The organism is Parvibaculum sp. (genome assembly GCF_039680535.1).
Classification (GTDB): domain Bacteria; phylum Pseudomonadota; class Alphaproteobacteria; order Parvibaculales; family Parvibaculaceae; genus Parvibaculum.
In genome coordinates this window covers 409,695-430,332 of the sequence record NZ_JBDKSS010000013.1, presented here as the reverse complement: position 1 = coordinate 430,332, position 20,638 = coordinate 409,695, and the positions used below count along the sequence as shown (strand labels likewise).

Below are 20,638 nucleotides of genomic sequence, written 5' to 3'. Positions count from 1 at the left end.
CCCGCGGCGCATCCGGTCCGCGGTCGAATGTCGGCGGATTGCCGTGACTGGCGTGCCGACGTAGCCGATAAGGACAAGACGTTGCTCGCTACGGCCTGGAACCAGCTCAGTACAACCCTCGCCTTCGGCAAGGCGAAACAGGGTCCCTTCATGGCCGACCTGCCGGCGGACACAAGCGTTCCCCGCAAGCGCGACATTGCACGGCGTGCAAGGCGCGGCGGTCTCGATGAACGCCTTACGGGCCCAAGGCCGAAGCACCGGAAAAAGCACCGCACGCTTTTCCTCTCGGACATTCATCTCGGCACGCCGGGCTGCAAGGCCGATCTCCTGCTCGACTTCCTGCGCCACAACGATGCCGAAACCATCTATCTCGTCGGTGACATCATCGATGGCTGGCGGCTGAAGCGCTCCTGGTACTGGTCGGCGGCGCATAACGCCGTCGTGCAGGAAATCCTGCGCAAGGCGCGCAAGGGCGCGAGCGTCGTCTATGTGCCCGGCAATCACGATGAAGCGCTGCGCGACTATACCGGCCTCAATTTCGGCGGCATCGACGTCATCGGCGAAATGATCCACGAGACGGTGGACGGCCGCCGCTTCCTCGTCATTCACGGCGACCAGTTCGACAGCGTCGTCAAATATGCCAAATGGCTTGCGCATCTTGGCGACCGCGCCTATGGCGCAGCGCTGGCGCTCAACAATTGGCTGCACGAAATCCGCCGCCTGTTCGGCCTGCCCTACTGGTCGCTCTCGTCCTATCTGAAGCACCGGGTCAAGAATGCGGTCGAATATATTTCGAGCTACGAGGTCGCCGTCGCGCGCTCGGCCCGCGAACGCGGCGTCGACGGCGTGATCTGCGGCCACATCCATCACGCCGAGATCCGCGAAATGGACGGCGTGCTTTATTGCAACGATGGCGACTGGGTCGAAAGCTGCACCGCGCTGAGCGAAGACGACGAGGGCATTCTGAGCATCATCACCTGGCATCGCTTCTCCTGGGAACAGGATGGCGGCGCGGCGTCACATGAAACGGAAGTCGACGACGAGACTTCCGCGGTGTTGAACGCCGCCTGATGGGAGCCTACAGCACGATAGCCGACTTGAGCCGGGCACTCCGGTCACGCAAGGCCTATCGCGTTTCCGAGCCGGCGCTTGGGCGCGATGCCGCGAAGCTGAAGCTCGTCATCGTGTCGGACGCAGCGCCGCCGCAGGTGAATGGCGTCGTTCGCACACTTGGCGAATTGAAGCGCAATCTCGAGCTGATGGGGCATGAAGTCGTCTCGATCACGCCCGACCGCTTCCCCACAATCCCGATGCCGAGCTACCCCGAAATCCGCCTTGCGCTCTTTCCGGCACGCCGTCTGGCACGCCTCATCGAAGAAGCAAATCCCAACGCCATTCATATCGCCACCGAAGGTCCGCTCGGCCTTGCCGCGCGCAATTACTGCGTGAAGCGCGGACTGCCCTTCTCGACCTCGTTCCACACGCGCTTCGGCGAATATCTTTACGCGCGAACAGGCTTTCCCTTGAGCTGGAGCTACGCCTTTCTGCGCTGGTTCCATGCCAGGGCCACGAGCGTCATGGTGGCAACGCCCTCTCTTCAGGCGGAGCTTGAGGCGCGCGGCTTCGGCAAGCCCATGATCTGGTCGCGTGGCGTCGATACGGAGCTTTTCCGTCCCCGCCCCAAGCTGGCCGGCGAGCACTATCTCGACCTGCCGCGCCCGGTCTATCTCTATGTCGGCCGTGTCGCCATCGAGAAGAACATCGAGGCCTTTCTGGAACTTGATCTCCCCGGCTCGAAAATGGTGGTGGGCAATGGCCCGCTACTGGAGGCACTGCGGAAGCGCCATCCCGAAGTGCATTTCGCCGGGGCGCTCTTTGGCGAGGACCTGGCCAATGCCTATGCCGCCGCCGATTGCTTCGTCTTCCCGAGCAAGACGGACACTTTCGGCCTCGTCCTCATCGAGGCGCTGGCGTCGGGCACACCCGTTGCGGCCTACCCCGTGCAAGGCCCCCTCGACGTCATCGGCGATGCCCCGGTCGGCGTTCTCGACAACGATCTGGGCAAGGCCTGCCGCAAGGCTCTGGGAATAGCCCCTGCCGCCTGCCGCGATTTCGCGATGAATTTCTCCTGGGAGGCCTGTACGAGGCAGTTCCTCTCAAATCTGGCGTTGGCGGAGGTTTCGGAACCTGCCGCTTCGATAGGTCAGGCGGAAGAGCCCGCCCCCTGCTGAACCCTGCGGAGCGGGCGCTCACCACCGCCGTTTGCCGCAAATGCGAAGGAATCCTTGTCGCGAGGCCCCCCGCCGGGCTATAAGGCGGCCAGATTTGGCTGCCCCCGTGCGCGATCATCCGTCCGGCCGGGCCCCGAAAACACCCGGCGGTAATTCATGTCTCTTCGTAATATTGCGATCATCGCCCATGTCGACCATGGGAAAACCACACTGGTAGATCAGCTTCTGCGCCAGTCCGGCACGTTCCGCGAGAACCAGCAGGTTGCTGAACGCGTCATGGACTCGAACGACCTCGAGCGCGAACGCGGCATTACCATTCTGGCGAAGCCCACCAGCGTCGACTGGGTCGACGAAAGCGGCAATCACACCCGCATCAACATCATCGACACGCCCGGCCACGCCGACTTCGGCGGCGAGGTGGAGCGTATCCTCTCCATGGTCGATGGCGTCGTGCTTCTGGTCGACGCGGCGGAAGGCCCCCTTCCCCAGACCAAGTTCGTGACCTCGAAGGCCCTGGCCCTCGGCCTGAAGCCCATCGTGCTCATCAACAAGGTCGACCGTCCGGACGGCCGCCCCGAGGAAGTCCATATCGAAGCCTTCGATCTCTTCGCCGCGCTCGGCGCGACCGACGAACAGCTCGACTTCCCCTGCATCTTCGCCTCGGCCCGTCAGGGTTGGGCCTGTGAAGACCTCTCGGCGCCGGATGCCAAGGAAAACGGGCTGAAGCCCCTCTTCGCCAAGATCATCTCGCATTTCCCGGAGCCGGCGGCGCTAAATGACGGTTCGCAGGAAGAACCCTTCGCGATGCTCGTCACGACCATTGAAGCCGATCCCTATCTCGGCCGCATTCTGACCGGCAAGATCGAGAAAGGCGTGATCAAGACGAACCAGGCCGTTCAGGTTCTCCGCAAGGATGAAGGCGTCGTCGAAAAGGGCCGCATCAGCAAGGTGCTTGCCTATCGCGGCATTCAGCGCATTCCAGTCGAGGAAGCAAGCGCGGGCGACATCGTCGCCATCGCCGGTCTCGTACAGGGCACGGTTGCCGACACGATCGCCGATGCCGCCGTGACCGAGCCCCTGAAGGCGCTTCCGATCGACCCGCCGACGCTCTCGATCACCGTCGCCATCAATGACAGCCCGCTCGCTGGCCGCGAAGGCACCAAGGTGCAGTCGCGCGTCATCCGCGACCGCCTGATGCGCGAGGCTGAAAGCAACGTCGCCATCCGCGTCAGCGACAGCGAAGGCGGCGACGCCTTCGACGTGGCGGGCCGTGGCGAACTTCAGCTTGGCGTGCTCATCGAAACCATGCGCCGCGAAGGCTTCGAGCTTGGCATTTCGCGCCCCCGCGTGCTCTATCGCGAGGACGAGAAGGGCGGCCGCCTCGAACCCATCGAGGAAGCGACCATTGACGTCGACGACGAATTCACCGGCGTCGTCATCGAGAAGATGTCGCAGCGCAAGGGCGAACTCGTCGACATGCGCTCCACGGGTGCTGGCAAGACGCGCATCATCTTCCATTGCCCCTCGCGCGGCCTCATCGGCTATCACGGCGAATTCCTGACCGACACGCGCGGCACAGGCGTCATGAACCGCCTCTTCAAGGCCTATGAACCCTATCGCGGCGAAATCGAAGGCCGCCGCAACGGCGTCCTGATCTCGACCAGCGATGGCGAGGCGGTGCCCTATGGCCTCTGGTACATCGAAGAGCGCGGCACACTCTTCATCTCGCCCGGCGACAAGATCTATCGCGGCATGATCATCGGCGAGAATGCGCGCCCCGACGATCTCGAAGTCAATCCGATGAGGGCCAAGCAGCTCACCAACATCCGCACGACGTCGAAGGACGAAGCCGTCCGCCTGACGCCGCCCCGCCCGCTGACGCTCGAACAGGCGATCGCCTATATCGAAGCCGACGAGCTGGTCGAGGTGACGCCGAAGTCGATCCGTCTGCGCAAGCGCTGGCTCGACCCGAACGACCGCAAGAAATACGCGCGTTCGGTCGCCTGAGGCATCGACGCTCCTACATGACTGCAAAGGCCGCGCCCCTCGGGACGCGGCCTTTTCGTTTGGCACATGGTTGTATCGTCGCGGGGCCAATGCCACTCTTTCCCAAAACAACAGGGAGGAGACCATGGCGACCAATGACGAATGGCTGAAGAAGGTCCGCGAAGAGATCATCGAGCCCGATCTGCCGATCATCGACCCGCACCACCATCTCTGGGACTTTCCCGGCTCGCGCTACATGCTGGACGAGCTGAATGCCGACACGCAGAACACGGGCCACAATATCGTCGCCACGGTCTTCGTCGAATGTACGGCGATGTACCGCGCCGAGGGGCCGGAACATCTGAAACCCGTCGGCGAGACGGAATTCGTGAACGGCATCGCCGCGCAGTCGGCGAGCGGGCTTTACGGCAAGATGCGCGCCTGCGCGGGCATTGTAGGCTTTGCCGACCTCGCCCTCGGCGCCGCCGTGGACGAGGTGCTCGAAGCGCATATTGCAGCCGCGCCGCAGCGCTTTCGCGGCATTCGTCACGCCTCCGCCTTCGACGACAGCCCGGAAGTGCGCCCGTCGCATACCAATCCGCCTCCGGGCCTCTTCGGCATGCCGAAATTCCGTGAGGGCTTTGCGCGGCTCGCGAAATACGGCCTCAGCTTCGATGCCTGGCTCTATCACCACCAGATCCCCGAACTGACCGAGCTTGCCCGCGCCTTCCCGGAAACACCGATCATCCTCGATCATTTCGGCGGGCCGCTCGGCATCGGCAAGCATGCGGGCCGGCGCTCCGAAATCTTCGCGCAATGGATGACTGACATCGTCGAGCTTTCGGAATGCCCGAACGTCGTGGCCAAGATCGGCGGCATCAACATGGCCGTGAACGGCTTCGACTGGCACAAGCGCGACATACCGCCGACATCCGACGAACTCGTCGCCGCGACGCAGGACTATTACCTCCACACCATCGACGCCTTCGGCCCCGACCGCTGCATGTTCGAAAGCAATTTCCCGGTGGACAAGCTTTCCTGCTCGGCGCCCGTGCTCTGGAACGCGTTCAAGAAGATCGCCGCAGGCTTCGACGCCGGGGAGAAGGCCGCCCTTTTCCACGACACGGCGAAGCGCGTTTACCGGCTGGGTTAGCCGCGCGACGAGATGGACCCCGGATCAAGTCCGGGGTGACGGTTGTTGTTTGGCGAACGCGCGCCCATGACGTCGTCATGCCGGACCTGATCCGGCATCCATCTACCTTCTGACCGGCCGCAAAACGCGGTATAAGCTTCTGCCCATAGCAAAGAGCCGTTCATGCTTTCCTCTTCCGAAATCGACGAACTCTCGACCTTCGCCCAGCGTCTCGCGGATGCCGCTGCGAAAGTCACGCTGCCGCATTTCCGCTCCGGTCTTTCGGTGGACAACAAGCGCGGGGAATATGTCTTCGATCCGGTGACGGCAGCAGACCGCGATGCGGAACACGCGATCCGCGCGCTTATCAAGAACCATTATCCCGAGCACGGCATCTATGGCGAAGAGCACGGCAAGGAAGCAGGCACGAGCCCGCTCACCTGGGTCATCGACCCGATCGACGGCACCCGCTCGTTCATCTCCGGCGTGCCGCTCTGGGGCACGCTGATCGCGCTTAACGACGGATCGAAGCCCGTCATCGGGCTGATGGACCAGCCCTATATCGGCGAACGCTTTCTCGGCCGGCCCGGCGGCTCCGAACTCATCGGCCGCCACGAGCGCCGCGCCCTCAGGACAAGCAGCTGCACCAAGCTTGAAGACGCGCTGCTCGGCAACACCGACCCCGCGATGTTCAAGGACGAGGCGAGCAAATCCGCCTTCCGCGAAATCAGCAGCAAGGTGCGCCTCCGTCGCTTCGGCGGCGATTGCTATTTCTATTGCCTGCTCGCCGCGGGCACTCTGGACCTCGTCATCGAGTCGAGCCTTCAGCCTTACGACATTCAGGCGCTGATGCCGGTGATCGAACATGCGGGCGGGGTGGTGACGAGCTGGACGGGCGGCGATCCGCAATTGGGCGGCTCGGTCGTCGCGGCGGCGACGCCGGAGCTTCACGCGGCGGCTCTGGAAATCCTCTCGAAGGCTTCAGCCTGAGCAACGGCCGATAAAGGCGTCGAAGGCGCGCCAGAATTGCGCCCTCAGATCGTCGGTCTCGATCAGCACTTCGTGATCGGAGCCTTCCACCGCAATGAGTTGAGCGTCGGGCAGCATCTTTGCCGCCGCTTCCAGCGACGAGCGCTCGATCAGTTGATCGTGCCCCGCAACTGAAATCAGAACCGGCACCTTGATCGCACCGAGCCATGCAGGCGTCATGACCTGCTCTATGGATCGGAAAGCCGCAGCAAGCCAGCCGAAGGTTGCCGAACCGAGGCCGAGCTTCGGCTCCTTCCGCGTCAGCGCCTGATAGATCGCATAGCACCGCGCGTCATGCGTGAGCACCGTTTCCTCGAACGGAAGTTCATGCGCGGCCTTCGCGTTGCCGCCCGGCACATATCGGTCGCCAAGGCCGAAGCGCGTCGCGGCGATAGCGAGCATGCGGATCAGTCTGATCGTCTTGCCGAGGCGCAGCCCCAGCATGGGCGCTGAAAGCACAAGCGCGGAAAACCATTCCGGATGGTCGTGCGCGCCGCGCGTCAGAATATTGCCCCCCATGGAATGCGCGAGCGCGATCCATGGCTTTGGGAAATCCGGAGCGACCGTGCCCATGAAGCTCGCGAGATCGTCGTCGAATTCGGTAAAATCGCCGACATGACCCTTGCGCGGATCGGGCAACGCGCGATCGGAGAGGCCCTGCCCACGCCAGTCGAGCGTCGCAACCGCGAAGCCGCGCGCGATCAGCTCGCCGATCACCTCGAAATATTTCTCGCTAAATTCCGTGCGTCCGCTGAAGACGAAGACCGAGCCGCGCGGTTGCGCGATGCCGGCCGCCTCGGGCGTCCAGGTGAGCGCACGCAGGCGTGTGCCATCTCGCGCCTCGATCCAGAAGGCGGCGGCGCCTCGCGGCGCCGGATTGTCGGCAATTTCGACGATGGGAGCGGGAGAGAGCACAGCCGGCATCAGGCCTGATTTTTTCTGGCGACGATAGGCGTGAGTCCCACGGCGACACCCACGTCGCCCATGACGCGCATCTTGCCCTGCCGGAAAGCGGTCGTCAGATCGACTTCGGAATGCAGAATGCGCAGATGAAGAAGCGGATCGATCTGCACCGTGCAGTCGGCTTCCTCATTGCGGTTGTGAACGTCGTTGGGCACCTTGCGCCCATCCACCACCACGCATCCTGCCGCGCCGTAATCGAATTTGAGCTTGGCGCCCAGATTCTCGCCTTCAAGCACATGGCGCAAAAGCGCCGTGATTTCGGCAACGGCCGCTTGGGCATCGACGGGGATGGACTTGGCTTTCATGCGGGGTGCGCCTGCCGTTTCTGATTGTCACCATATCAGCACCTTGGGCGCCCTCGCGGCAAGGCCGCAAACAAAAGGCCCCGCCGAAGCGGGGCCTTCCTTCCGCCGAGCACCTGGCGGAGTCGAGCGCCTAGCGGAAGCTGACGGAGAGGATCGCTCCCGTATAGGCGCTCAGCGTCAGCATCACCATGCGGCCCCGCTCGTCGCGGCAGGGAACGCGGTAATAGTCGTCATAGAAAGCCGGACGGCCGAAATGGTGGTAGCGGGCGCGTTCCAGATGCGGACGCCAATAGCCGAAGTCGCGGCGCTCCATGCGGTGGTAGTCGCGGCGATCCGGACCGTGGCGTCCCCAGTCGCGATCCCCGTGGCGATCCGGACCACGGCGTCCCCAATCGCGGTCTCCGTGGCGATCCCCGTGGCGATCCCCGAGGCGATCATTGTCGCGATAGACATCGCGCTCGTAGTGGCCGCCGCGCGGGCCGTCACGCTCAACATGGCGGTAGCTGTCGGCCTGCGCCGCCATGGGAACCGCCGCGAAAAGAGCCGTCGCGAGACCGGCAAGGGCGAGAAGCTTTTTCATGGTCTGCCTCCTTGGCATGTGGACCGAATATCGATCCTTGAGGCGAAGAATGCGCCCATGGGCCTGAACGAAGGCTGGGCCGGCCATTCAGGCTGCATTCACGAAAAGTCGTGATTCGGGGCGGCGCAAAGCCGCTCGCCGCCGTCTTGAATCCGGCCTGCGGCCTACCTAATTCAAATGCACCGGACGCCGCCTGGGCGGGTCCGGGGGGCGGAAGGCGAGCCGGCCAAATGGCGGCGAGGGAGCCTTGCGCCCGTGGAATCGCCATCGCTTCAAGAGGATGTCACACCATGCGAGCCTTCGATTTTTCCCCGCTCTACCGTTCCACCGTCGGTTTTGACCAGCTCCAGTCGCTGCTCGACTCGGTGACGCGCGACGCGAGCCAGCCCACCTACCCGCCCTACAACATCGAACGCCTCGGCGAGAGCGACTACCGCATCACCATGGCGGTTGCAGGCTTTGCCGAAAAAGATCTCTCCATCGAGGTGAAGCAGAACGTGCTCACCATTTCCGGCAAGCGCACCGAACCTGAAGCCGCGAACTACCTCTATCAGGGCATTGCCGGGCGCAGCTTCGAGCGCCGCTTCCAGCTCGCCGACCACGTAGAGGTAAAGGGCGCGCATCTCGAGAACGGCTTGCTGCATGTCGATCTGGTCCGCCAGATTCCGGAACAGATGAAGCCGCGCCAGATCGCAATTTCGACCGCCGCGCCGGCGCGCAAGACCATTGAAGGCAATCTCGCCGCTGCCGAATAAGCGACGACATCGACCGACGGATACCGGGAGCGCCCACAAGGGGCGCTCCCTTTTTTGTGCCTATTTCGCCTTGGGAAGCGCAAGCCGCATCTCGACCACGCCCGGCTCGCCTTCGAGACGTTCGCGCACAAAGCCCAGCGCCTCGCAGAGATCGAGCATGTGGCCATTCTCGCGCAGCACATGGCCGAATATCTCGCCGACGCCGCGATATTCCGCATAGGCAATCAGGTGCTTCATCAGCGAATGACCAAGGCCGATGCCCTGCTTGTCGGTTCGCACCAGAATTGCATATTCGGCACGCTCGCGATCAGGGTCTTCCGAGAGACGGCCAACGGCGGCGAGTTCCTGTCGGCTCTCGTCGGTGAAGACGACGAAAGCCATCTCGCGGTCATAGTCAATCTGCGTCAGACGCGCGGCAAGCTGGCGCGGCAGGCGGCGAAGCGGCGAGAGGAAGCGCATGCGAAGATCCTCCGGATCGGTATGATCCAGAAGAACGTCGATGAGTGCCGTGTCCTCGGGCCTGACCGGGCGCAGCGGGAAGACATGGCCCTTGCGATCGTGAAGCTCGCCTTCGAGATTTGAGGGGTAGGGCCGCACGGCAAGACGGCGTGTGCCCGCAAGAAGTGGCGGGCGCACGCGCACCCGGGCGTCGACCGCAATGACACCCCGATGGTCCGCCCAGAGCGGGTTGATGTCGAGTTCATAGACCTCCGGCAGATCGGCGACGAGATCGCCCAGTGCCATCAACGTGCCGGAGATCGCATCGAAGTCGGCGCCCGGCCTGTCGCGATAGCCTTCGAGCAGGCGCGAAATCCTGGTGCGGCGAATGAGGTCCTCGGCCAGCGCCCGATTGAGCGGCGGCAGCGCCATCGCCTTGTCGCGAATGACCTCAACCGCCGTACCGCCTTGACCGAACAGGATGACCGGGCCGAAGGTCGCGTCGTCCACAATGCCAAGAATGAGTTCAAACGCGCTGGGGCGGCTCACCATGGCTTCCACCGTGAAGCCCTCGATCTTCGCATGGGGCGCGGCCTTCGCGACATCGGCGAGCATCCTCGTGGCTGCGGCGCGCACCGCATCGGCATTTTCGAGGCCGAGGGCCACACCGCCGACGTCGGTCTTGTGGGTGATCTGCGGCGAGAGAATCTTGATCGCCGCGGGAAAGCCGATCTCCTTGGCGACGCGCGCCGCCTCCTCGGCATCGCGCACGATCCGGGTATCGACCACGGGGATGCGGTAAGCCGCGAGCAGCGCCTTCGATTCCATTTCGTTCAGCCATTCGCGCTTCTCCGCGAGAACGGTATCGACGATGCGTCGTGCGGTCGTGAGATCGCGGTCGGGCCAGGCGGGGCCGGCAGGCGGAATTTCCATCAGAAGCCGCTGGTTCCGCTGATAGCGCACCTGATGCATGAAGGCAGTGATCGCCTGACTTGGCGTATCGAAAGTCGGCACCTTGCGGTCGAGGAAGACTTCGCGCCCCGCCTTCGCCCCTGCATCGCCAAGCCAGCTCGTGAATACGGGCTTTCCGCTCTTGAGCGCCGCATCCGCCACGACATGCGCCGCAGCCACGTTGTCGACCACCGCCGTCGGGCAGTTCATCACCAGCAATGCATCCGTGTTCTTGTCCTTGAGCAGCAGATCGATAGCCGCCGTATAACGCTCGGCGGGCGCATCGCCGATAATGTCGACCGGGTTGCCACGGCTCCATGTGCGGGGCAGAACGGCGTCGAGCGCGGCCACCGTTTCAGGCGTGATCTCGGCAAGCCGTCCACCAAGATCGAGCAGGAAGTCGGTGGCAAGGACGCCGACGCCTCCGCCATTCGTCAGAATGCTGAGCTTCGTGCCGGCGAGCGGCTTACGTTCCGGCCGCGTCGACAGCGTTTCAATCGCCTCGAAAAGATCATCGAGGCCGTCGACGCGCAGCATGCCCGCGCGCTGGAAGGCGGCTTCGTAAACCGCATCCGATCCGGCCAGCGCGCCGGTATGCGATGCGGCAGCCTTGGCAGCTGCGGCATGCTTTCCCGACTTGACCACGATGACGGGCTTCAGGCGCGCAGCCTGCCTGCCCGCCGACATGAACTTCCGCGCCTCGCGCACGGATTCGACATAGAGAAGAATGCTGCGCGTCTTTGGATCCTGCGCAAGGAAGTCGAGCATGTCGCCGAAATCGACATCGGACATGCCGCCGAAGGATACGACGTGCGAAAAGCCGATGCCGCGCGTCGTCGCCCAGTCGAGGACAGCGGTCACGATCGCGCCCGATTGCGAGACGAAGGCGATGTCGCCCTTGAGCGGCGTCAAATGCGCGAAGGATGCGTTGAGCCCCATGCCCGGCACCATGATGCCCAGGCAGTTCGGACCGACGATGCGCATGAGGGTGGGCTTCGCGGCTTCCAGAATCTTCATCTGGAGCGCCTTGCCCTCTTCCCCCAGTTCAGCAAAACCCGCCGTGATGACAACGGCGGCGCGCGTACCCTTCGCGCCCAGTTCCGCGACCACGCCGGGAACGGTCTGGGCCGGCGTCGCAATGACGGCGAGATCGGGCACCTCGGGCAGGCTCGCCACATCGGGCACCACCTCCACGCCGCCGAGGCGTCCGTTCATCGCCCCCGCCTTGGGATTGACGGCCATGATGCGGCCCGCAAAGCCCGCACCGGTCAGATTCTTGAGCACCACCTGTCCGATGCTCTTCTCCCTGGCGCTTGCGCCGATCAGCGCGACCGAGCGAGGGGCAAACATCTTGTCGAGATTACGGATTGTCATGCGGGAGAGGCCTTTGTCGTAAGGGCGCGAAGGACCGGCGGATTATCGCCTCGTACATATTGTTCCAACACTATGAAGGAACGACAGGAGGCATGCGCCACCTTTTGCCGCGGCGCAGCAGGAAGAGCTTCGTAAGGTTTCGTTAAGTCTGAAATGGTCATTTTAGCAAGGCCTTAACCCGGCGAGTTTAGAAGGATATCTGATCACAGGAGCAGAGGGGCATGCCGCTCGATTTGCGCTTAGACAGGGGGAGCATTCGTCCCGGTCCCCGGCCGGAGCCATTGCCATGCCCCGTCCTGTTTCCCGGCGGCGTGGCATGAGCGTCGCCATTGGCCGAAGACGACGGCTGTCGCGCGAATTCGCAGCCGGGTTCCTGCTTGTCAGCTTCCTTTTGACGAGCGTGCAGATCGCGCTCGACTACCGCGACGCAGCCGACCGCCTGCGCGACCAGGTGTCTCTGCGCGCGGGCGCGGTGACCGACGGCTTCAGCCTGATCGCCGAGGCCAACCCGTCCTTCTCGCTTCGCCAGGCCGAGCAATGGATGGACCGCAACGCGCATACATTCCCCGACCTTCTCGGCCTCTACATCGTCGATCCTCAAGGCCGCAGGCTTGCGGGCACGGAACGCAGCCCCGATGACGGCGCGCTTCTGAACGAGCCGCGCATCCGCGCAGCCCTCTCCCTCAGTTTCGACGACCAGTCTGTGCACGGCTTCGACGTCGGCCTCGACCGGAAGCAAAGGTGGATTCGCATCGCGCCGCTGACACGTCTCGGCAGCGTCATGGTCGCCGTGATCGACCTCGATTCCGTGCGCAGGGAAATGAGCCATACGCTCATCATGTCCGGCCTGCGCCGCTTCGCAGCTCTCATTGTGCTGCTCGGCACAATCTACGCGCTCGTTCGTGGCGGCGTCGTGCGGCCCATAACCAGGCTTGCCGATGCAATCCGGCGAAGCAACTCGGAGGGGCATTTCGAACCGCCTTCGGACATGCCTCCAAACGAGATCGGCGCACTCGCCGACATTTTCAGCGACACATGGTCGAGATTCACCGACAGCCTGCGCGCGAACAGGATGCTTGCGCTCGTCGCGAACGGAACACAGGCCGGCGTGTTGATCGCGGATGCCACCGGCCGGATCGTGTGGAGCAATGCGGGCTTCGTCGCGCTGACGGGCTTCGAGCGGTCGGAAATCGAAGGCCATACGGCCGAGGAAATCCTTGCCAGCTATGCGCGACCGATCGGCGCCGTAAAAGCGCTCTGCGAAAGCTGGCGCCGTGCCGAACCGTTCAACATCGAGATGCACAACCAGACCAAGGCGGGACACGCCTATTGGGCCTCCATCGAGGCACGCCCGATCTGGGGCGATGATCGAGAGATCGAACACTTCATTGTGGTCGAAACCGACATCACGCATGTGAAGGATACGAAATACGCGCTGCGCAGGAGTGAGATAGAACTCGCCGCGCGGGTAACGGAATTGCAGGAGACCCAGCTCGAACTCGAGCGCGAACGCGCGAAGCTCGCGCAGACGGCAGCGGCGCTCGCGCAGGCCAGACGGGACACGGAACGCCGCCCTCCCGCAGGGATTTCATCTGTTCACGACACAACGGCCAAAGCCGAGCAGGCGGAAGGTCAACGCGGCGAGACGGGCCTCAACGTGCTTCTCGCTGAGGATCAGGCCGTCAATCAGAAGCTGGTGGGCGCCGTCATAGAACGGCTCGGTCACCGCCTGACCATCGCCAATAACGGTGCGGAAGCGGTCCGCGCGCTGCATGCCGGCCGCTTCGATCTCGTGCTGATGGACATTCAGATGCCCGAAGTCGATGGCATTCTTGCGACCAAGATCATCCGTTCCGTAGACGAACCATGGCGGACGATCCCGATCATCGCCCTGACCGCCCACTCGACCGAGCGGCATCGACAGAGCTATCTTGCCGCGGGCATGGACGGGTTCGTTGCCAAGCCCTTCAAGATCGACATTCTCGTCGGAGAGATGGCCCGCGTCCTGACCACGAAGACGGCGACGGCGGAATCCGGAACGGAAGCGACGGATCGCGGGGAGAACGAGCCGAGCCACGCGGCGCTGCTTGAAAATGTTCTGGACGATCTCGCCGATCTCATCGACTAGATCCGCAGCCCCAGATATCGGTCAGCTCGTCAGCGTGCGCAGTTTCTCGACAACGCGCTGCCCCATCTCACCGCCCGTCCCCGCAATATCATTGTCGCTGACGAGCTTCAGAAGCCTGAGATGCGCATGGACGATATCGCGCTCTTTCGCCGATACGCGATGCCCGCTGCGCAGGTAATCGCAGAGAGACGCGCCAATCGAGGTGACGAGATCATAGCCGAATGAACCGCCCTGCCCCTTGATATTGTGAGCAAGGGCGTGAACCTCGTCGAGGGTTGCATCGGGAGCGTTCGGATCGAGCCGCGACCAGATGTCGGCAAGAGCCGCTACATCTTCGGTCAGCTGCTCGCGATATGCGCCGCGCAAGCTCGCGATCGCGGCTTCCGCCTGCGCGATCATCTCGTCGTAGCTTGGTGCAGAGTTCGGATTCGTCATGCCTGACCCCGGATGCTGCCGGGGAGACTCCGGCTCCGCGAGCCTAGCGGCCGTAGGCTTAATGAAGGCTAAAGAGCAGAGACGCCAGGGCGCTCAACCGCTCACAACCTGCAGGAACTGATCGACATCCTCGGCTCGCGTGGCGAAGGATGCGACAAGCCTGATCGTGCGGTTCTCGGCATCGTCGCCATCCATCGGCCAGGGATGAAAGCCCGCACCTGCTTCGCGCAGACGCTTCAGCATCCCGCGAGGCAGGCGAACGAAGATTTCGTTTGCGTCCACGGGCGCCAGCAGCCGTGCCGAATTGACGAGAGCCAAACCCGCCGCCATGCGTTTCGCCATCGCATTGGCGTGGCCGGCATTGCGAAGCCAGAGCCCGCCGGCCAGATAGGCTTCGAGCTGCGCCGACACGAAGCGCATCTTCGAGAAGAGATGCCCCGAACGCTTGCGGCGAAAACCGAAGTCGGTCGCGCGGGCCGGATCGAAGAAGACGACGGCCTCGGCGGCCAGCGCGCCGTTCTTGGTTGCGCCGAAGGAGAGGACGTCGACGCCCGCCTTCCAGGTCATCTCGGCGGGTGTGCAGCCGAGCGTTACCAGCGCATTGGCGAAACGCGCGCCATCCATATGAACGGCAAGCCTCCGCTCCCGCGCCACGCCGGTCAGACGGCGCAACTCTTCGATACTGTAGACCGCGCCGAATTCGGTCGACTGCGTCAGCGTCAGCGTCGACGGCTGCGCATTATGGACATTGCCCGCGGGCATCGCCGCAAGGGCGATTTCGAGCGCCGCCGGATCGACCTTGCCGGCTGCGCCCGAGACGCCGACGAGCTTCGCGCCGCCGGTGAACATCTCCGGCGCGCCGCATTCGTCCGCATTCACATGCGCATGTTCGTGACAGAGGATGGCGCCGTAGGGCGGCGTCAGCGTCGCAAGCGCCAGCGCATTTGCCGCCGTGCCGGTGGCCACGGGAAAGACCGCAACCTCGTGTTCGAAGATTTCGGCAAAGCGCCCTTCCAGCCGCTTCGTGATCTCGTCTCCACCATATGAAACAACAGCGCCTTCGTTGGCGCGCGAGATGGCTTCGAGGATTTCGGGCGCCACGCCGAATGCGTTGTCGCTGGTGAAGATCAAGGGGTCGGACCTCGGTGCTTTGATGTCAGGTGGGACGACGAAGCCGGGAATTTCGCATGGCGCCCGGGAGATAGGCCAGCCCCCCCAAGGGCGAGGGTTAAGGGCGAGGCGTTTTTGCAACGCCCGGAGAGGAAACCGGCCTGCGTCATTTTTAGGTCAGCAATCCTGCCATATTTGCTTGATTCAAACCGGCGCATTGGGCATGATCCACTCGCTGAAGTGGGCTTGCCCCCTCAACATAGGGTGCAATCTCGCGAGCAGCAGCGGACCAATCCGCGATGTTCGCAGATTTACCTTTAATTTCAAAGAGTTAGAGTCTGTCGGCGAACTGAGCGACGGGGCAACGAGCGCCCTGCGGGTCAATTTTGCAATTAGGCGTGCGATCCGATAAGCGTTCCGCGGCCTCTGGCGCCCCGCAAGGGCGCTCGGCAGGCATCAGAACGTAAATGGCAACGGGAACGGTCTGCCTCCAGACGCACATGGGGACAGACAGGTGAGGATTTTGGATATGACGGAGAAGCAAGCCATGGTGGCGCTTCCTGCGGGCGGTCTACCCGACGCGCAGGGTCTCTATGACCCCCGGAACGAACGCGATGCCTGCGGCATCGGCTTCGTGGCGAATATCCATAACCGAAAATCGCACAAGATCGTCGAGGACGGCCTGCGCATTCTCGAGAATCTCGAGCATCGCGGCGCGGTCGGCGCCGACCCCAAGGCGGGCGACGGCGCGGGCATCCTCATCCAGATTCCGGACGGCTTCTTCCGCGAGGAAGCTGCGCGTCTCGGCTTCAGCCTGCCTGCCATCGGCGAATATGGCGTCGGTCATTTCTTCCTGTCGAAGGACGATGCCGAGCGCAAGCGCGTGATGGACCTTGTCGAGCATATCGTCGCCGAGGAAGGCCAGGTGTTCCTTGGCTGGCGCGAAGTGCCCGTCGACAATTCGGATCTCGGCTACTCGGTGAAGCCGACCGAGCCCGCGCATCGTCAGGCCTTCATCGGCAAGGGTCCGTCGACGACGGATCAGAACCATTTCGAGCGCAAGCTTTTCGTGATCCGCAAGCGTATATTCAACACGCTGTTCCACGAAAGCCAGACGATGCCGAAGGATTTCTACATTCCTTCGCTTTCGTCGCGCACCATCGTCTACAAGGGCATGCTGCTCGCCGCGCAGGTGGGTTCCTATTACAAGGACCTCAGCGATCCGCGCGTGGTGACAGGACTTGCTCTCGTCCATCAGCGCTTCTCGACCAACACCTTCCCGACATGGCGCCTCGCGCACCCCTTCCGCATGATCTGCCACAATGGCGAGATCAACACGGTGCGGGGCAACGTCAACTGGATCCAGGCGCGCTACTCGTCGATGGAATCGGAGATTCTCGGCGACGACCTGAAGAAGCTCTGGCCTGTCGCTGTCGAAGGCCAGTCCGACTCGGCCTATTTCGACAACGCGCTCGAACTACTCGTCATGGGCGGCTACTCGCTCTCCCATGCGATGATGATGCTCATCCCGGAAGCCTGGGCGGGCAACCCGCTCATGGATGAGGACCGCCGCGCCTTCTACGAATACCACGCCGCCCTGATGGAGCCGTGGGACGGCCCCGCCGCCGTTGCCTTCACCGATGGCCGCCAGATCGGCGCGACGCTCGACCGCAACGGCCTGCGCCCTGCGCGCTATTTTGTCACCGACGAGGGCAATGTCATCATGGCGTCGGAAATGGGCGTGCTGCCCGTTCCCGAGGAGAGCATCGTCGAGAAGTGGCGCCTCCAGCCGGGCAAGATGCTGCTCATCGATCTCGAAGAGCACCGCATCATTGCCGACGACGAGATCAAGGCGAAGCTCGCGAAGCTTCACCCCTATCAGACATGGCTCGACCGCACGCAGATCGTGCTCGAGGACATGCCCGCGCCCGTGAAGAAGGCGCCGCCCGCGGCATCCGACGCGGCGAACCTGCTCGATCTGCAGCAGGCCTTCGGCTACACGCAGGAAGACATCAAGTTCCTCATGTCGCCCATGGCGATCGAGGGGCAGGAAGCGATCGGCTCGATGGGCACCGACACGCCCATCTCCGCGCTCTCGTCGAAGTCGAAGATGCTCTACACCTACTTCAAGCAGAACTTCGCACAGGTGACGAACCCGCCGATCGACCCGATCCGCGAAGAACTCGTCATGTCGCTGGTGTCTTTCATCGGCCCGCGCCCGAACCTGCTCGATCTCAAGGGCATGTCGAAGGTGAAGCGCCTCGAAGTGCGCCAGCCGATCCTGACCAATGAAGACCTCGAAAAGATCCGCCAGATCGGCGAGGTGGCGGACAATCACTTCCGCGCCGAGACGCTGGACATCACCTACAAGGCCGAGCGCGGCGCGCAGGCCATGGAAGTGATGCTCGACCGGCTGTGCGAACGCGCGGAAGAAGCGGTCACCAAGGGCTTCAACATCATCATCCTGTCGGACCGCGCGGTTTCGGCGGAGCGGATGGCGATCCCGGCGCTGCTGGCAACTTCTGCCGTTCATCACCACCTGATCCGCAAGGGTCTGCGTACCTCGGTCGGTCTCGTCGTCGAGACGGGCGAGGCGCGCGAGGTGCATCACTTCGCCTGTCTCGCGGGCTATGGCGCGGAAGCGATCAACCCCTATCTCGCCTTCGAGACGCTGGAAGCGATGCTTCCCGACCTCGACGAGAAGCTGACGGCCTATGAGGTCAACAAGCGCTTCATCAAGGCGATCGACAAGGGCCTGCTCAAGGTCATGTCCAAGATGGGCATCTCGACCTACCAGTCCTATTGCGGCGCGCAGATTTTCGACGGCATCGGCCTCAACTCCGCTTTCGTGAAGAAGTACTTCACGGGCACGCAGAGCGTTATCGAAGGCGTCGGCTGCAATGAGATCGCGGAAGAGACGTTCCGCCGTCATCAGGCAGCCTTCGGCGACACGCCCTACCTGCGCAACATGCTCGAGGTCGGCGGCGAATATGCTCATCGCATGCGTGGCGAGGAACATGCCTGGAATGCTGACAGCGTGCGCGATCTTCAGCACGCCGTGCGCGGCAACAGCCGCGACAAGTATCGCGACTTTGCCGAGCGCATCAACGACCAGAGCCAGCGCCTGCTGACCATCCGTGGCCTCTTCGAGGTCAAGACCGCCGAACAGGACGGGCGCAAGCCCGTGCCGCTCGACGAGGTCGAGCCTGCCGTCGATATCGTCAAGCGCTTCGCAACGGGCGCCATGTCCTACGGCTCGATCAGCCGCGAAGCGCATACGACGCTTGCCATCGCCATGAACCGCATCGGCGGCCGCTCGAACACGGGCGAAGGCGGCGAGGAAGCCGACCGCTTCGTGCCGATGCCGAATGGCGACTCGATGCGCTCCTCCATCAAGCAGGTGGCGTCCGGCCGTTTCGGCGTCACCACCGAGTATCTCGTCAACTCGGACATGATGCAGATCAAGATGGCGCAGGGTGCGAAGCCCGGCGAAGGCGGACAGCTGCCCGGCCACAAGGTCGACGCGACCATCGCCAAGGTGCGCCACTCGACGCCGGGCGTGGGCCTCATCTCCCCGCCCCCGCATCACGACATCTACTCGATCGAAGACCTGGCCCAGCTCATCTACGACCTCAAGAACGTCAATCCCGACGGTCAGGTGTCCGTGAAGCTCGTTTCTGAAATCGGCGTCGGCACGGTTGCCGCCGGCGTCTCGAAGGCGCGCGCCGACCATGTGACCATTTCGGGCTTCGAGGGCGGCACGGGCGCTTCGCCGCTCACTTCGATCAAGCATGCCGGTTCCCCCTGGGAGATCGGCCTTGCCGAAACGCATCAGACGCTGGTGCTGAACCGTCTGCGCAGCCGCATCACCGTGCAGGTCGATGGCGGTCTGCGCACAGGCCGCGACGTCGTCATCGGTGCGCTGCTCGGCGCCGACGAGTTCGGCTTCGCCACCGCGCCGCTCATCGCGGCCGGCTGCATCATGATGCGCAAGTGCCATCTCAACACCTGCCCGGTCGGCGTCGCAACGCAGGATCCTGAACTCAGGAAGCGTTTCGTCGGCGCGCCCGAGCATGTGATCAACTACTTCTTCTTCGTCGCCGAAGAAGTGCGTGAATACATGGCCTCGCTCGGCTATCGCTCGTTCAACGAGATGATCGGCCAGCTCCACATGCTCGACAAGCGCAAGGTCGTCGAGCATTGGAAGGCGCATGGCCTCGACTTCTCGCGCCTCTTCCACGCGCCGAAGGTCGATGGCGAAGTGGGCATCTTCAAGAGCGAAAACCAGCACCATCAGATCGAGACGGTGCTGGATCGCAAGCTCATCGCCGAGGCGAAGACCGCCATCGAGACGAAGAAGCCCGTTCAGATCGAAATGCCGATCACCAATGTCGACCGCACCGCTGGCGCCATGCTCTCCGGTGTCGTTGCCAAGGCCTATGGTCATGCGGGACTGCCTGACGACACGATCCATGTGAAGTTCAACGGCACTTCGGGCCAGAGCTTCGGCGCATGGGTCGCGAAGGGCGTCACGCTCGAACTCGAAGGCCAGGCCAACGACTATGTCGGCAAGGGTCTTTCGGGCGGACGGCTCATCGTCTATCCGCCGAAGAACACGCGTATCGTTCCCGAGAAGTCGATCATCGTCGGCAATACGGTGCTTTACGGCGCGATCTCCGGCGAGAGCTACTTCCGCGGCGTCGCGGGCGAGCGCTTCGCGGTTCGCAACTCCGGTGCCATCGCCGTCGTCGAAGGCACGGGCGATCACGGCTGCGAATACATGACCGGCGGCATCGTCGTCGTTCTCGGCCAGACCGGCCGCAACTTCGCGGCCGGCATGTCGGGCGGCATCGCCTATGTCCTCGATGAGGACGGCATGTTCGAGAAGCGCTGCAACATGGCCATGGTTGCGCTCGAGCCGATCGAGGCCGAGGACGATGTGCTGGAGAAGGTGCACCATCAGGGCGGCGATCTCGAAGCCCATGGCCGCGTCGACGTGATGTCGGACATGACCCGCTTCGATGCCGAGCGTCTTCGCCAGCTCATCGAGAACCATGCGCGCTACACCAACTCGTCGCGTGCGAAGGACATTCTCGCCAACTGGGCCGCGATGCTGCCCAAATTCCGCAAGGTCATGCCGGTCGAGTACCGGCGCGCCCTGAAGGAAATGGCGCGCGCGCAGGAAAGCGCCGCCGAGGCAATCGCCGTGGCAGGAGAGTAA

At 63.4% G+C, this 20,638-nt stretch carries 14 protein-coding genes; 8 read left to right on the top strand and 6 right to left on the bottom strand.

Features of this window, described 5'->3' with window-relative positions; all coding sequences use genetic code 11:
- Positions 1-27: 27 nt before the first annotated feature.
- The 5 genes from ABFC66_RS09015 (at position 28) to hisN (ending at position 6,339) form a co-directional block, all read left to right on the top strand.
- Positions 28-1,071 carry a UDP-2,3-diacylglucosamine diphosphatase gene (locus ABFC66_RS09015; RefSeq protein ID WP_346740618.1) on the top strand — a complete coding sequence of 348 codons (1,044 nt, stop codon included), beginning with the start codon at positions 28-30 and terminating at the stop codon, positions 1,069-1,071.
- A gap of 26 nt (positions 1,072-1,097) precedes the next feature.
- Positions 1,098-2,231 (top strand): glycosyltransferase family 1 protein, encoded by a 1,134-nt coding sequence (locus tag ABFC66_RS09010; protein WP_346740617.1) that lies wholly within the window; start codon positions 1,098-1,100, stop codon positions 2,229-2,231.
- A 156-nt stretch (positions 2,232-2,387) separates the two neighbouring features.
- Positions 2,388-4,238, top strand: a complete 1,851-nt coding sequence (gene typA, locus ABFC66_RS09005; RefSeq protein WP_346740616.1) for a translational GTPase TypA — start codon at positions 2,388-2,390, stop codon at positions 4,236-4,238.
- Positions 4,239-4,362: 124 nt separating this feature from the next.
- Positions 4,363-5,370, top strand: coding sequence for an amidohydrolase family protein (locus ABFC66_RS09000; RefSeq protein WP_346740615.1), 1,008 nt, complete (start codon positions 4,363-4,365; stop codon positions 5,368-5,370).
- A 162-nt stretch (positions 5,371-5,532) separates the two neighbouring features.
- Positions 5,533-6,339 carry a histidinol-phosphatase gene (gene hisN, locus ABFC66_RS08995; protein WP_346740614.1) on the top strand — a complete coding sequence of 269 codons (807 nt, stop codon included), beginning with the start codon at positions 5,533-5,535 and terminating at the stop codon, positions 6,337-6,339.
- On the opposite strand, the gene ABFC66_RS08990 is transcribed toward hisN, so the two are convergent.
- The 3 genes from ABFC66_RS08990 to ABFC66_RS08980 all read right to left on the bottom strand — a co-directional run bounded on the left by ABFC66_RS08990 (position 6,331) and on the right by ABFC66_RS08980 (position 8,226).
- Positions 6,331-7,302: an alpha/beta hydrolase gene (locus tag ABFC66_RS08990; RefSeq protein ID WP_346740613.1), complete on the bottom strand. Its 972-nt coding sequence runs from the start codon at positions 7,300-7,302 to the stop codon at positions 6,331-6,333. The genes hisN and ABFC66_RS08990 overlap by 9 nt on opposite strands.
- Entirely contained in the window at positions 7,302-7,646 is a 345-nt protein-coding gene (locus ABFC66_RS08985) for an SCP2 sterol-binding domain-containing protein (protein WP_346740612.1), read from the bottom strand. The genes ABFC66_RS08990 and ABFC66_RS08985 overlap by 1 nt, the downstream gene beginning before the upstream one ends.
- A gap of 130 nt (positions 7,647-7,776) precedes the next feature.
- Positions 7,777-8,226: a hypothetical protein gene (locus ABFC66_RS08980; RefSeq protein ID WP_346740611.1), complete on the bottom strand. Its 450-nt coding sequence runs from the start codon at positions 8,224-8,226 to the stop codon at positions 7,777-7,779.
- A 290-nt stretch (positions 8,227-8,516) separates the two neighbouring features.
- Between ABFC66_RS08980 and ABFC66_RS08975 the strand changes: the two genes are divergently transcribed.
- On the top strand, positions 8,517-8,981 hold the full coding sequence (locus ABFC66_RS08975; RefSeq protein ID WP_346740610.1) for an Hsp20 family protein: 465 nt from the start codon (positions 8,517-8,519) through the stop codon (positions 8,979-8,981).
- 60 nt (positions 8,982-9,041) lie between these two features.
- Here the strand turns inward: ABFC66_RS08975 and ABFC66_RS08970 are convergent, their stop codons facing one another.
- A complete protein-coding gene (locus ABFC66_RS08970) occupies positions 9,042-11,744 on the bottom strand; it encodes a bifunctional acetate--CoA ligase family protein/GNAT family N-acetyltransferase (protein ID WP_346740609.1) in 2,703 nt (900 codons plus the stop codon).
- A gap of 316 nt (positions 11,745-12,060) precedes the next feature.
- On the opposite strand from ABFC66_RS08970, the gene ABFC66_RS08965 reads away from it, so the two are divergent.
- Positions 12,061-13,872, top strand: coding sequence for a response regulator (locus ABFC66_RS08965; RefSeq protein WP_346740608.1), 1,812 nt, complete (start codon positions 12,061-12,063; stop codon positions 13,870-13,872).
- Between the two features lie 21 nt (positions 13,873-13,893).
- On the opposite strand, the gene ABFC66_RS08960 is transcribed toward ABFC66_RS08965, so the two are convergent.
- Positions 13,894-14,307: an Hpt domain-containing protein gene (locus ABFC66_RS08960; RefSeq protein ID WP_346740607.1), complete on the bottom strand. Its 414-nt coding sequence runs from the start codon at positions 14,305-14,307 to the stop codon at positions 13,894-13,896.
- Between the two features lie 93 nt (positions 14,308-14,400).
- Positions 14,401-15,438, bottom strand: coding sequence for a low specificity L-threonine aldolase (locus ABFC66_RS08955; RefSeq protein WP_346740606.1), 1,038 nt, complete (start codon positions 15,436-15,438; stop codon positions 14,401-14,403).
- Between the two features lie 508 nt (positions 15,439-15,946).
- Here ABFC66_RS08955 and gltB point away from each other — a divergent pair.
- Positions 15,947-20,638, top strand: coding sequence for a glutamate synthase large subunit (gene gltB / locus ABFC66_RS08950; RefSeq protein ID WP_346740605.1), 4,692 nt, complete (start codon positions 15,947-15,949; stop codon positions 20,636-20,638).

Coding starts and splice junctions, on each gene's coding strand:
- ABFC66_RS09015 (WP_346740618.1), top strand. CDS start 28: ATGTCGGCGGATTGCCGTGACTGGCGTGCCGACGTAGCCGATAAGGAC.
- typA (WP_346740616.1), top strand. CDS start 2,388: ATGTCTCTTCGTAATATTGCGATCATCGCCCATGTCGACCATGGGAAA.
- ABFC66_RS09000 (WP_346740615.1), top strand. CDS start 4,363: ATGGCGACCAATGACGAATGGCTGAAGAAGGTCCGCGAAGAGATCATC.
- hisN (WP_346740614.1), top strand. CDS start 5,533: ATGCTTTCCTCTTCCGAAATCGACGAACTCTCGACCTTCGCCCAGCGT.
- ABFC66_RS08990 (WP_346740613.1), bottom strand. CDS start 7,302: ATGCCGGCTGTGCTCTCTCCCGCTCCCATCGTCGAAATTGCCGACAAT.
- ABFC66_RS08985 (WP_346740612.1), bottom strand. CDS start 7,646: ATGAAAGCCAAGTCCATCCCCGTCGATGCCCAAGCGGCCGTTGCCGAA.
- ABFC66_RS08980 (WP_346740611.1), bottom strand. CDS start 8,226: ATGAAAAAGCTTCTCGCCCTTGCCGGTCTCGCGACGGCTCTTTTCGCG.
- ABFC66_RS08975 (WP_346740610.1), top strand. CDS start 8,517: ATGCGAGCCTTCGATTTTTCCCCGCTCTACCGTTCCACCGTCGGTTTT.
- ABFC66_RS08970 (WP_346740609.1), bottom strand. CDS start 11,744: ATGACAATCCGTAATCTCGACAAGATGTTTGCCCCTCGCTCGGTCGCG.
- ABFC66_RS08965 (WP_346740608.1), top strand. CDS start 12,061: ATGAGCGTCGCCATTGGCCGAAGACGACGGCTGTCGCGCGAATTCGCA.
- ABFC66_RS08960 (WP_346740607.1), bottom strand. CDS start 14,307: ATGACGAATCCGAACTCTGCACCAAGCTACGACGAGATGATCGCGCAG.
- gltB (WP_346740605.1), top strand. CDS start 15,947: ATGACGGAGAAGCAAGCCATGGTGGCGCTTCCTGCGGGCGGTCTACCC.